This is a genomic window from Burkholderia sp. RF4-BP95, from assembly GCF_001521985.1.
In the GTDB taxonomy this organism is placed as follows: Bacteria; Pseudomonadota; Gammaproteobacteria; order Burkholderiales; family Burkholderiaceae; genus Burkholderia; species Burkholderia diffusa.
On the sequence record NZ_LOSX01000074.1, the window covers coordinates 1 to 13,010 of the forward strand.

The window sequence follows — 13,010 nt, forward strand, 5'->3', positions numbered from 1 at the left end:
AGGAGCCGCCACCCGAGGAGCCGCCACCCGAGGAGCCGCCACCCGAGGAGCCGCCGCCCGAGGAGCCGCCGCCCGAGGAGCCGCCGCCCGAGGAGCCGCCCCCTGAGGAGCCGCCGCCCGAGGAGCCACCACCCGAGGAGCCACCACCCGAGGAGCCGCCCCCTGAGGAGCCGCCGCCCGAGGAGCCACCGCCCGAGGAACCACCACCCGAGGAGCCACCACCCGAGGAGCCGCCACCCGAGCCACCACCCGAGGAACCGCCACCCGAGGAACCGCCACCCGAGCCACCACCACCCGAGGAACCGCCACCCGAAGTGCCGTTACCCGAGGTCCCGCCGCCTTTACCCCCGTTGCCCGATGCACCGCCGCTACGACCTGTTCCGCTCGTACCACCGGATGTCGCCCCGATCGATCCACCGACGCCCGCAGGCCCGACGGCGCCGCTTCCGCCATTCCCGCTGTTCCCCGGGCTGCTACCACCAGAGGTGCTTCCGGCACCGCTGCCCGCAGCGCCGCGGCCGGCATATATGTGTACCGCGCAAGCAGCCGGACCGGCGGCGCAGGACGCCGAGTCCTCGGCGAGCATCATGACGGGGTCTGCGCTGGCGGTCGGGTCGGACGCGACGTCGGGCATCGAGTCCTGAGCAATCGCGTAAGAACAGCAGCACGCAAACGCGGCTGCGGCCAGCAGGGTCGTGCGATAGCACCGTCCCGCCGTGCGGGACCGTTGATTCGTTCTGCTCATTATTGATCTCCCCGATGCGCGCGATGCCTCGTCACGCGCGACCATCAACGTGTGATGCAGGGGACCAGCAACGATGCATTGTCGTATCGGCGGCCGATGCGTGTCGGACTGGCGTCAGAGGCCAGCCGGGAACACGAATCGGCCCGCGGGCCCGCCGTGCGAATCCTTAACTGCGAGATTCGTGCCAACGGCCGGCCATGTCCGTGGCGCAAGGCGCGCACGTATCGCGTGACAGCGCGTGATACGCCGTCGTGAGCTTTTTGTTTCCGAAATGAAACGTCTGACTAGTTCTATCGCGCCGTCGTGTCGGCAGCGCGCGGCCAGCGGTGGCAGAGGATCGACGCGATCCAGGCGACGAGAAACAGCGCGACGATGCCGTAACCGATCGCGCCGAAGCGCGCGCCAAGCGCGTCGAGCACATCGCGTACGGGGCCCGTCAGCGACAGCTTGTCGGCGAGCAGGCCGGCGGCCTCGATCCCGCCGACCGCCAGTGCGACGGCCGCCGACAGCAGCGTGATGCTCGCGTTATAGAGCAGCTTGCGCCGCGGATCGTCCATTGCCCAGCCGTACGCATGGATCATCAGCACATTGTCGGTCGAGTCGATCAGCGTCATGCCGGCCGCGAACAGCGCGGGAAACAGCATGACCGAATGGATCGGCAGCGCGTGGCTCGCCTGCGTGGCCGCGATCGCAAGCAACGCGATTTCTGTTGCAGTATCGAAACCGAGGCCGAACAGCACGCCGACCGGATACATGTGCCAGCTTCTCGACACGAACCGGAACAGCGGACGCAGCAGCCGCGATACGATGCCGCTCGCGCGATGCGTGTGCGCGGCGCCGGGAGCCGCGTCCGGTGCGCCGCGATAGCGCCGCCACACGTCGCGCAGGATCGCCAGGTTCATGCACGCGAGCACGAGCAGGAAGGTCGCGGACACCGCCGTGCCGATCGTGCCGCCGATCTCGCGGAATGCGTCGAAGCGGTCGCGCAGCGCGAACGCGCTCAGCGCGATGCCGAGCGTCGCGACGACCACGATCGTCGAGTGGCCGAGCGAGAAGAACAGGCCGACCGTCACCGGACGCTGGCCGTCCTGCATCAGCTTGCGCGTCGCGACGTCGATCGCGGCGATGTGATCGGCGTCGACCGCATGACGCAGCCCGAGCCCGTACGCGATCGCGGCGGTGCCCAGCAGCAGCGGATGGTCGTGCAGCACCGCGAGCGCCCACAGCCAGACGGCGACATTTGCGGCGATGAGGCCGGCATACAGCATCAGCAGGCGGCGCAGGGCAGGGGTGGGCGGCATCGGGCTGGTTCCATCGGACGAATCGCGATGCATTGTGGCATGCGCAAAAATGGCCTGGCGTGCCGATCAAAAACGGCGTCGGGGCGTCGGCCACCGGCCGTGCCGCGTCGGACGGACGAAAAAAAGGCCCGTCCGGAACCGGACGGGCCTGAGGTCTGCGCGCAGCAGGGCGCGCACCCCGCGCTTACTTCACTTTCGCGTTGATCACGCCTTCCGACACGTTCGCCGGCGTTTCCGCGTACTGCTTGAACTCCATCGTGTACGTCGCACGACCTTGCGTCGCCGAGCGCAGCGACGTCGAATAGCCGAACATCTCGGCAAGCGGCACCTCGGCGCGCACGAGCTTGCCGCCACCGCCCGCGATGTCCTCCATCCCCTGCACGATGCCGCGCCGGCTCGACAGGTCGCCCATCACGTTGCCCATGAAGTCCTCGGGCGTCTCGACCTCGACCGCCATCATCGGCTCGAGCAGCACCGGCTTCGCGCGGCGCATCGCTTCCTTGAATGCCATCGAGCCGGCCATCCGGAACGCGTTTTCGTTCGAGTCGACGTCGTGGTACGAGCCGAACGTCAGGTGCACCTTCACGTCGACGACCGGGTAGCCCGCGAGCACGCCGCTCTTCAGCGTTTCGATGATGCCCTTGTCGACGGCCGGGATGAATTCGCGCGGAATCACGCCGCCCTTGATCTCGTCGAGGAACTCGTAGCCCTTGCCGGGGTTCGGCTCCAGCGTGATCACCGCATGCCCGTACTGGCCGCGCCCGCCCGACTGCTTGACGAACTTGCCTTCGACATCGGCCGCCGTCGTGCGCACCGTTTCGCGATACGCGACCTGCGGCTTGCCGACCGTCGCCTCGACGCCGAACTCGCGCTTCATCCGGTCGACCAGGATTTCGAGGTGCAGCTCGCCCATCCCCGAGATGATCGTCTGGCCGGATTCCTCGTCGGTCTGCACGCGGAACGACGGATCTTCCTGCGCGAGACGGTTCAGCGCGAGGCCCATCTTTTCCTGGTCGGCCTTCGTCTTCGGCTCGACCGCCTGCGAGATCACCGGCTCCGGGAATTCCATCTTCTCGAGGATGATCGGCTTGGCCGGATCGCACAGCGTGTCGCCCGTCGTCGCTTCCTTCAGGCCGACCGCCGCCGCGATGTCGCCCGCGCGCACTTCCTTGATTTCCTTGCGCTCGTTCGCGTGCATCTGCAGGATCCGGCCGAGCCGCTCCTTCTTGTCCTTCGTCGCGTTCAGGACCGTGTCGCCCGATTCGACGACGCCCGAATACACGCGGAAGAAGATCAGCTGGCCGACGAACGGGTCGGTCATGATCTTGAACGCGAGCGACGAGAACGGCTCGTCGTCGCTCGGATGACGTTCCGCCGGCTTCTCCGGATCGTGGAAGTCGTGGCCGAGGATCGCGGGCACGTCGACCGGCGACGGCAGATAGTCGATCACCGCGTCGAGCATCGCCTGCACGCCCTTGTTCTTGAACGCGCTGCCGCACAGCATCGGCACGATCTCGTTCGCGATCGTGCGCTGGCGCAGCGCGGCCTTGATCTCGTCCTCGGTCAGCGATTCATGGTCGTGCAGGTACTTCTCGAGCAGTTCCTCGCTGGCTTCCGCGGCGGCTTCGACCATCTTCTCGCGCCATTCGTGCGCGAGCTCGACGAGATTCGCCGGGATGTCCTCGTACGTGAATTTCACGCCCTGGCTTTCGTCGTCCCAGACGATCGCCTTCATCTTCACGAGATCGACGACGCCCTGGAAATGATCTTCCGCGCCGATCGGAATCTGGATCGGCACGGCGACGCCCTTCAGACGCTCGCCGATCTGGCGCTGCACGCGGAAGAAGTCCGCGCCGACGCGGTCCATCTTGTTGACGAACGCGATGCGCGGCACCTTGTACTTGTTCGCCTGGCGCCACACGGTCTCGGATTGCGGCTGCACGCCGCCGACCGAGTCGTAGACCATGCACGCACCGTCGAGCACGCGCATCGAGCGCTCGACCTCGATCGTGAAGTCGACGTGCCCGGGGGTGTCGATGATGTTGATCCGGTGTTCCGGATAGTTGCCGGCCATGCCCTTCCAGAAGGCCGTGGTCGCGGCCGACGTGATCGTGATGCCGCGTTCCTGCTCCTGCTCCATCCAGTCCATCGTGGCCGCGCCGTCGTGCACTTCACCGATCTTGTGGCTCACGCCGGTGTAAAACAGGATGCGCTCGGTCGTCGTGGTCTTGCCGGCATCGATGTGAGCACTGATCCCGATATTGCGATAGCGCTCGATGGGGGTTTTGCGGGGCACGTGAACCTCCTGGTGGTTCGGATCGTAAGCGGGCCGGCTGCACCGGCCCGGGCTGGAACTAGCGAGATTTAAAGCATAGCGCTTGTCCGTGGCTTTTGCAGATGCGGGCACCATTGGCCGAATCAAGGCGCGCGTCGCCGTCGGCCGGCGAAAAAAAACCGGCGCCCAACACAAGAATGGGCGGCCGGCTTCGGTCGACGTGCGGCGGCGCCGCGGCAATGGCCGTTACTGGGCCTTCGGCAGGCCTTCGAGCTTCATGCCCGGCTTGATGCCCTTCGCCGCGAACCAGCCCTTGCTCATTTCGAGCGCATAGACGCCGTTGTTGCGCGGGCAGTGGTTGTCGGTCGTCTCGGCCTTCATCTCGTCGATGTCGGTGATCGTGCCGTCCGCGCGGATGAACGCGATCGACAGCGGAATCAGCGTGTTCTTCATCCAGAAGCAGTGCACGGCGTTCTCGTTGAACACGAACAGCATGCCTTCGTTCGGCGCGAGCTGCGACCGGTACATCAGCCCCTGTTCGCGGTCGGCGTCGTTCGCGGCGACGGCCGCGTCGATCACGTACATGCCGGCGCGCAGCTTCGCGCGCGGAAACTCGCTCGGCTGCTTGGCGCCGGGCGGCATCTGCGCGTGGGCGGTCTGCATGCCGAGCGCGAGGACGGCGAGCGCGGCGGGAAACACGGCGGCGCGCGCAAGGCGGCCGAGCGACGAGCGCAGGGAGAATCGCACAGCAGGGCTCCTATCGGGAAAACGAGACCCGCATGGTACGCGAAGCGCGCCGGCGGGCACAAAAAAGAAAAAGGCAGATCGCCTCGCGGTGATCTGCCTTTCAACGCCGTAAGAACGGCAAGACTGCGTGTTCTTGACTGCGTTATTACAGCTTGCTTACTTAGTTCGAAGCAGCTGCCGGTGCTTCGGCTTCGCTAGCTGCCTTCTTAGCTGCGTGGTGCTTCTTAGCAGCGTGGTGCTTCTTGTGCGTTGCCTTCTTAGCCGGTGCCGAAGCAGCTTCTGCCGGAGCAGCAGCAGCCGGAGCGGCCGGAGCCGAAGCTTGTGCGAAAGCAGCCGTTGCGAAGAGGCCAGCGACCAGAGCAGCGATCAGTTTGTTCATGTTGTGTTCCTCAGCTTTAGTTAATTAACCAAATGACCCGGCAATAGGAGTCATGTCGTCTAACGGTGCCATCCACCTTTCGGTTGACAGACGCTTCGAGAAATTTCTCATTGCGCTGCGGGCGCCGAATCGTATTCGATGAAAACGTCGCTTTCGTGACGCAAACACGGATTCGGCTGCCAATGCCGGATAGCTAAGGTTGGCATCTGCGTGGTTTAACGCGCGATCTTCGCAGGCGGTTGACGAAAAAGATGACGAAAAATTCGCGCGGCCGGAATGCGTCATTCAGCGCGCGCGAAACCATCCCACGGGGCGCGCGGCGGCAGCGCGATTGTTTCGCCCGGTGCAATGCCGAGCGCGAATATGTCGAGCGCGCCGATGCCGACGCGCACAAGACGCAACGTCGGGAAACCGATCGCGGCGGTCATGCGCCGCACCTGCCGATTCTTGCCTTCGGTGATCGCGAGTTCGATCCACGTGGTCGGGATCGCGGCGCGATAGCGGATCGGCGGATTGCGCGGCCACAGCGTGTCGGGCGGTTCGATGAATTCGGCGCGGCACGGGCGCGTCACGTAGTCGCCGAGATCGACGCCGCGCGCGAGCGCCTTCAGGTCGGCCGGGCCCGGCGCGCCGTCGACCTGCGCCCAGTAGCGCTTGACGAGCTTGTGGCGCGGCTCGGCGATGCGCGCCTGCAGCGCGCCGTCGTCGGTGAGCAGCAGCAGGCCCTCGCTGTCCGCGTCGAGCCGGCCGGCCGGGTAGACGCCGGGTGCTTTCACCCAGTCGCCGAGCGACGGCCGCGTCTCGTGCGCGGAAAACTGGCAAATCGTGCCGAACGGCTTGTTGAGGGCGATCAGGGTCATGTCGAGGCGCCCGCCCGACGTGCCGCGGGAAGCGGGACGGGCGGTCTATGGCAAATGGCGGAATCTTAATGCATAATACGGAACGGCAAGTCCTCTGTCTTATATAAGACATAAGGGAAGACTTGATACGCAGCGTCGCGCTTCGTGCCGCCGGCCCCGGTTGGGGCGCTAGAATAGCGCTCGCTGTTGCCGTCACGAGGGTGGCAGGGCCACCTCGCCGCGCGCGCAGTTTCGACCAGCATCACCTGCTCAGCCACGTCACTGGAGTCGATCATGCCGTATCAGCACATCAAGGTTCCGGAGGGCGGTGACAAGATCACCGTCAACAAGGACTTCTCGCTCAACGTTTCCGATCAGCCGATCATTCCCTATATCGAAGGCGACGGTACGGGCTTCGACATCACGCCGGTGATGATCAAGGTCGTCGACGCGGCGGTCGCGCATGCCTACAAGGGCAAGCGCACGATCCACTGGATGGAGATCTTCGCGGGCGAGAAGGCGACGAAGGTGTACGGTCCGGACGTGTGGCTGCCGGACGAAACGCTGCAGGTGCTGAAGGAATACGTGGTGTCGATCAAGGGGCCGCTCACGACCCCGGTCGGCGGCGGCATCCGTTCGCTGAACGTCGCGCTGCGCCAGGAGCTCGACCTCTACGTGTGCCTGCGCCCGGTCCAGTATTTCAAGGGCGTGCCGTCGCCGGTGCGCGAGCCGCAAAAGATCGACATGGTGATCTTCCGCGAGAACTCGGAAGACATCTACGCAGGCATCGAATGGGCCGCGGGCTCCGAGCAGGCGAAGAAGGTCATCAAGTTCCTGCAGGAAGAAATGGGCGTGAAGAAGATTCGCTTCCCGGAAACCTCGGGGATCGGCGTCAAGCCCGTGTCGACGGAAGGCACCGAGCGTCTCGTGCGCAAGGCGATCCAGTATGCGATCGACAACGATCGCAAGTCGGTCACGCTGGTGCACAAGGGCAACATCATGAAGTTCACGGAAGGCCTGTTCCGTGACGCCGGCTACGCGCTCGCGCAGAAGGAGTTCGGCGGCGAGCTGATCGACGGCGGCCCGTGGATGCGCGTGAAGAACCCGAAGACGGGCAACGAGATCGTCATCAAGGATTCGATCGCCGACGCGTTCCTGCAGCAGATCCTGCTGCGCCCGGCCGAATACGACGTGATCGCGACGCTGAACCTGAACGGCGACTACATCTCCGACGCGCTGGCCGCTCAGGTCGGCGGCATCGGGATCGCGCCGGGCGCGAACCTGTCGGATTCGGTCGCGATGTTCGAGGCGACCCACGGCACGGCGCCGAAGTACGCGGGCAAGGATTACGTGAACCCCGGTTCCGAGATCCTGTCGGCGGAAATGATGCTGCGCCACCTCGGCTGGACGGAAGCGGCCGACACGATCATCGCCGCGATGGAGAAGTCGATCCTGCAGAAGCGCGTCACGTACGACTTCGCGCGCCTGATGGAAGGCGCGACGCAGGTGTCGTGCTCGGGCTTCGGCGAAGTGCTGATCGAGAACATGTAAGTCCCCTTCCGGGGCAGGCCGGCGGACCGCCGGCAGCCCCGGCGCCTACTGCCGGCGCCGGGGCATTTCATGAACGGCAGGTTTGTTGGCAGGGCGGTCCGGCATGCGGGCCGCGGCGCCGCGATGCGGCTCGCACGCCCTGCAAGGTAGAACATGACGGCCCTCGCAACACCACCGCCCGGCTAGCCGGCACGCCCCTTTCGCGATCGACCCGGTCGCTCCCCGCCGATTACCGTCGGCGCTCCTCAGTCCCAAATTTTCACGTAGCAACGCATCGACCATGTCCACTTCGCCCAAGATCATCTACACCCTCACCGACGAAGCGCCGGCGCTCGCGACCTATTCGCTGCTGCCGATCGTCAAGGCCTTCACGCGCTCGTCGGGCGTCGCCGTCGAAACGCGCGACATCTCGCTCGCCGGCCGCATCATCGCGGCATTCGCCGACGTCCTGCCGCCGGAGCAGAAGGGTTCCGACGATCTGGCCGAACTGGGCCAGCTCACGCTGAAGCCGGAAGCGAATATCATCAAGCTGCCGAACATCAGCGCATCGGTGCCGCAGCTCAAGGCCGCGATCGCCGAATTGCAGGCGCAGGGCTACAAGCTGCCGGCGTACCCGGAAGAGCCGTCGACCGACGAAGAGAAGGCCGTCAAGGCCCGCTACGACAAGATCAAGGGCAGCGCGGTGAACCCGGTGCTGCGCGAAGGCAACTCCGACCGTCGCGCGCCGCTGTCGGTCAAGAACTACGCACGCAAGCACCCGCACAAGATGGGCGCATGGAAGGCGACGTCGAAGGCGCACGTCGCGCACATGAGCGAAGGCGACTTCTACGGCAGCGAGAAGTCGGCGCTGATCGCCGATGCCGGCAGCGTGAAGATCGAACTCACGACGGCCGACGGCGTCAAGAAGGTGCTGAAGGAAAAGACGGCCGTGAAGGCCGGTGAAGTCATCGATGCATCGGTGATGAGCCGCAAGGCGCTGCGCAGCTTCATCGAAGCGCAGATCGCCGACGCGAAGGCGCAGGACGTGCTGTTCTCGGTGCACCTGAAGGCGACCATGATGAAGGTCTCGGACCCGATCCTGTTCGGTCACTTCGTGTCGGTGTTCTACCGCGACGCGCTCGCGAAGCACGCGGACGTGCTGACGCAGGCCGGCTTCAACCCGAACAACGGCATCGGCGACCTGTACGCGCGCCTGAAGGACTTGCCGGCCGACACGCGCGAAGCGATCGAAGCCGACGTCAAGGCCGAATACGCAGCGCGTCCGCGCCTCGCGATGGTCAACTCGGACAAGGGCATCACGAACCTGCACGTGCCGAGCGACGTGATCGTCGACGCATCGATGCCGGCGATGATCCGCGAGTCGGGCTGCATGTGGGGCCCGGACGGCGAACTGTACGATGCGAAGGCCGTGATTCCGGATCGCTGCTACGCGGGTGTCTACCAGGCCGTGATCGAGGACTGCAAGCAGCACGGCGCATTCGACCCGGTCACGATGGGCAGCGTGCCGAACGTCGGCCTGATGGCGCAGGCGGCCGAGGAATACGGTTCGCACGACAAGACGTTCCAGATCCCGGCCGACGGCGTCGTGCGCGTCACGGACGACGCCGGCAACGTGCTGCTCGAGCACGCGGTCGAGTCGGGCGACATCTGGCGCATGTGCCAGACGAAGGACGCGCCGGTGCAGGACTGGGTCAAGCTCGCGGTGAACCGCGCCCGCGCGACCGGCGCGCCGGCCGTGTTCTGGCTCGATCCGGCACGTGCGCACGACGCGCAGATCATCGCGAAGGTCGAACGCTACCTGAAGGATCACGACACGAACGGCCTCGACATCCGCATCATGACGCCGGAAGACGCCACGCGCTTCTCGCTCGAGCGCATCCGCGCGGGCAAGGACACGATCTCGGTCACGGGCAACGTGCTGCGCGACTACTTGACCGACCTGTTCCCGATCATGGAACTCGGCACCAGCGCGAAGATGCTGTCGATCGTGCCGCTGATGGCCGGCGGCGGGATGTTCGAAACGGGCGCGGGCGGCTCGGCGCCGAAGCACGTGCAGCAGTTCGTCGAGGAAGGCTTCCTGCGCTGGGATTCGCTCGGCGAATTCCTCGCGCTGGCCGCGTCGCTCGAACATCTCGGCAACGCGTATCAGAACCCGAAGGCGCTCGTGCTCGCGAAGACGCTCGACCAGGCGACCGGCAAGTTCCTGGACGAGAACAAATCGCCGGCGCGCAAGGTCGGCGGCCTCGACAACCGCGGCAGCCACTTCTATCTGTGCCTCTACTGGGCGCAGGCGCTGGCCGAGCAGACCGAGGACGCCGCGCTGAAGGCGCAGTTCGAAGGCGTCGCGAAGGCGCTGTCCGACAACGAGGCGCGCATCCTGGAAGAACTGTCGGCGGCGCAGGGCAGCGTGCAGGCGATCGGCGGCTACTACCGTCCGAACGTCGAGCTGACGAGCCGGGCGATGCGTCCGAGCGCAACGCTGAACGGCATCGTCGACGCAGTCGCCTGACGCGGGCCGCGCTCCCGCGCGCGCCACGGCAGCGGCGGCGGCACCAGCCGATGCGGCGGGCCTGGCGGCTCGCCGTTCCGCCGAACATGAAAACGCCCCGGTCACCCGGGGCGTTTTTCGTTGCAGGCGTGCCATTCAGACGTGCACGATTTCCCACTCGGCGATTTCGTGCGGCACTTCGAGCGTGGCCGTATCCAGTTCGGACAGTTGCTCGCAGTCGCCGCGGGAGATGTGGTCGGCCGCCACTTCCGGGCACGAGAACGCGCCGAGCAGGGCGTTGCCGAACGTCGCTTCCCAGCCGCCGTTACCCGGCAGGATGTAGAACGACCCGAGCGCTGAACCAAAGCGAAATCCCTTCATTTCCGTTCTCCCTTTCTGATCACAAGCGATTCTGTTGTGCCGCCCGCCGGTTCGTTCGGCCGTGGCCCGACTGGCTGCTTGCGCCGGATTCCGTATCGACCGTCGTGGCGAAGCGTCAGTGCATGGAACAAAGTCTACGTCCGGGGCCGCGCCCGATGGCGCGCGTAGAGCGCTTTCTCGAAACAAAAATTCTTCCGTAAAAACAGTGGTTTATTTCGCACGTTTTGTATTGCGGAACGTTTTTTGGCATCGCGAAACAACCAATTTGTGCCGTGCACCACGAATTTTTATAACGCAGGGACTTGTTCCGCATCGTGAAAAATTGGCGGGTTCGCATATGGGTGGCGCCAGGCAAGCCGATCGCGGGATGAGCGGCAGGGGCGAATCGTCTCGACGGGGCGTGGCGAAAGCGGGCGGCGCCGATTGCGGTGAATGCGGTGAGGCGCCGCAGCACCTGGCGAAGATCGAAAACGCTCGATGATCCGGGGCCGGTCCGTTCGTCCGACCGGCCGCGCGCTGCGTCGTATCGACGCTCGCTCGCCGTCGCCGCGCCTCGGCCGGGGGCTGCGGTTATGATGACGCGGGCATCAGGATTCGCGTCGCGCACGAGCGCTTCTCCGTGCCGGCCGGCGCGAGCGTCGCGACGGCCGCGCGACGCAGCACGAATAACGAGGAACGATTGATGATACGGAGAACCTTCCTGTCGCGCGCCATCGGCGTCGCGGCGGCATCGCTGTTTGCGCGCACCGCCTGGGCGCAGCATGCCGGTCATACGGGCATGGCCGGCATGGATCAGATGGACGACATGCCGGGGATGTCGGGCATGTCAGGGATGGCGGACCACGCGCAGCACGCGAAGCCGGCGCCGGCCGCGCTCGCGGCGGCCGATGCGCTGCCGTCCGGCGCGCCGCTCGCGTCGCTGCGCACGCTCGCGAACGAAAGCCGCGAGCCCGGCACGTTCCGCGCGACGCTGGTCGCCCAGCCGGTCGTGCGTCCGATGCTGCGCGGTGCGCGTCCGACGACGTTCTGGCAGTTCGGCGCGGGCACGCAAGGGCCGGTGGTCGGGCCGCTGATCGACGTGCGCGAGGGCGACACGGTCGAAATCCGCTTCGTGAACAAGCTGCCGCAGCCGTCGACGATCCACTGGCACGGCCTGCCGGTGCCGCCCGACCAGGACGGCAACCCGTCCGATCCCGTCGCGCCGGGCGCGTCGCGCGTGTATCGCTTCACGCTGCCGAAGGGGAGTGCCGGCACCTACTGGTATCACCCGCATCCGCACATGATGACCGCCGAGCAGGTGTTCCGCGGGCTGGCGGGCCCGTTGGTCGTGCGTGCCGCCGACGATCCGCTCGCCGGCTGGCCCGAGCGCAACCTGTTCGTGTCCGACCTGAAGCTCGCGCGCGACGGCACGATTCCGCCGAACGACATGATGGACTGGATGAACGGCCGCGAAGGCCAGTTCGTGCTGGTCAACGGTGCGCGCCGGCCGCGGATCGACGTCGCGGGCGACGAGCGCTGGCGCGTGTGGAACGCGTGCAGCGCGCGCTACCTGCGCGTTGCGTTCGACGACGGCCGAGCGTTCGAGCAGGTCGGCACCGACGGCGGGCTGTTCGATGCGCCGCGCCGCGTGACGTCGCTGGTGCTCGCGCCGGGCGAGCGCGCGGAACTGCTGGTGCGCGCGGGCGATCGCGCGTCACGCGCGGTGCTGCAGGCGGCCGAATACGACCGCCGCAAGATGGCGATGTCGCACGACGGCGGCCACGGCAGTCTGCCGCCCGATCCGGCGCTGCCGCTCGCCGACGTCACGTTCGCGCCGGCCGCCGCCCGTGCGCTGCCGGCCACGCTGCGCGCGGTGCCTGCCCTCGGCGAACCGGTTGCGCACAAGGAGGTCGCGTTCGGCGAGGAGATGGACATGGACGCGATGATGAACAGCCCGGCGCATGGCCGCCCGGCCGGGATGCGCTTCACGATCAACGGCGCGACCTACGCGCCGCACCGTGCGACGCTGACGAGCCGCCGCGGCGACGTCGAGCGCTGGGCGATTCGCAATGCCACCGACATGGATCATCCGTTCCATTTGCACGGCACGCAATTCCAGGTGATCGAGCGCGCATCGGACGGCACGCGCTCGAGCGAACCGTTCCGCGCGTGGCGCGACACCGTGAACGTGCGCAGCGGCGAGACCGTGACGATGCTCGTCAGGCAGGACATGCCCGGCGAGCGCATGTTTCACTGCCATATTCTCGAACACGAGGATCTCGGCATGATGGGCACGCTGAAGGTCGTGTAACGAGTATTGAATAT

The 13,010-nt window shown here is 66.3% G+C and carries 9 protein-coding genes and 1 pseudogene; 3 read left to right on the plus strand and 7 right to left on the minus strand.

The annotated features are described in order from the left end of the window. The 6 genes and pseudogenes from WS46_RS36585 to WS46_RS25850 form a co-directional block, all read right to left on the minus strand. A pseudogene (locus WS46_RS36585) lies at positions 1 to 745 on the minus strand (hypothetical protein); the annotation flags it as partial. A gap of 290 nt (positions 746 to 1,035) precedes the next feature. Next, a complete protein-coding gene (locus WS46_RS25835) occupies positions 1,036 to 2,046 on the minus strand; it encodes a HoxN/HupN/NixA family nickel/cobalt transporter (protein ID WP_059527750.1) in 1,011 nt (336 codons plus the stop codon). 184 nt (positions 2,047 to 2,230) lie between these two features. Further along, positions 2,231 to 4,342 carry an elongation factor G gene (fusA, locus tag WS46_RS25840; RefSeq protein WP_059692211.1) on the minus strand — a complete coding sequence of 704 codons (2,112 nt, stop codon included), beginning with the start codon at positions 4,340 to 4,342 and terminating at the stop codon, positions 2,231 to 2,233. A gap of 225 nt (positions 4,343 to 4,567) precedes the next feature. Continuing rightward, the gene (locus WS46_RS25845) at positions 4,568 to 5,068 is read right to left on the minus strand and encodes a DUF192 domain-containing protein (protein WP_059465624.1); all 501 of its coding nucleotides are present in this window, start codon (positions 5,066 to 5,068) and stop codon (positions 4,568 to 4,570) included. A gap of 160 nt (positions 5,069 to 5,228) precedes the next feature. Continuing rightward, positions 5,229 to 5,447 carry a hypothetical protein gene (locus WS46_RS34530; protein WP_072444916.1) on the minus strand — a complete coding sequence of 73 codons (219 nt, stop codon included), beginning with the start codon at positions 5,445 to 5,447 and terminating at the stop codon, positions 5,229 to 5,231. Between the two features lie 281 nt (positions 5,448 to 5,728). Continuing rightward, positions 5,729 to 6,307: a pseudouridine synthase gene (locus tag WS46_RS25850; protein ID WP_059527744.1), complete on the minus strand. Its 579-nt coding sequence runs from the start codon at positions 6,305 to 6,307 to the stop codon at positions 5,729 to 5,731. Between the two features lie 273 nt (positions 6,308 to 6,580). Between WS46_RS25850 and icd the strand changes: the two genes are divergently transcribed. Continuing rightward, positions 6,581 to 7,837: an NADP-dependent isocitrate dehydrogenase gene (gene icd / locus WS46_RS25860; RefSeq protein ID WP_059692212.1), complete on the plus strand. Its 1,257-nt coding sequence runs from the start codon at positions 6,581 to 6,583 to the stop codon at positions 7,835 to 7,837. 280 nt (positions 7,838 to 8,117) lie between these two features. Continuing rightward, the gene (locus tag WS46_RS25865; RefSeq protein WP_059692213.1) at positions 8,118 to 10,346 is read left to right on the plus strand and encodes an NADP-dependent isocitrate dehydrogenase; all 2,229 of its coding nucleotides are present in this window, start codon (positions 8,118 to 8,120) and stop codon (positions 10,344 to 10,346) included. Positions 10,347 to 10,481: 135 nt separating this feature from the next. Here WS46_RS25865 and WS46_RS25870 read toward each other — a convergent pair whose 3' ends face one another. After that, complete coding sequence (locus WS46_RS25870; protein ID WP_006490888.1) at positions 10,482 to 10,706, minus strand: hypothetical protein; 225 nt, start codon at positions 10,704 to 10,706, stop codon at positions 10,482 to 10,484. A gap of 682 nt (positions 10,707 to 11,388) precedes the next feature. On the opposite strand from WS46_RS25870, the gene WS46_RS25875 reads away from it, so the two are divergent. Then, positions 11,389 to 12,996 (plus strand): multicopper oxidase family protein, encoded by a 1,608-nt coding sequence (locus WS46_RS25875; RefSeq protein WP_059692266.1) that lies wholly within the window; start codon positions 11,389 to 11,391, stop codon positions 12,994 to 12,996. Positions 12,997 to 13,010 lie beyond the last annotated feature (14 nt).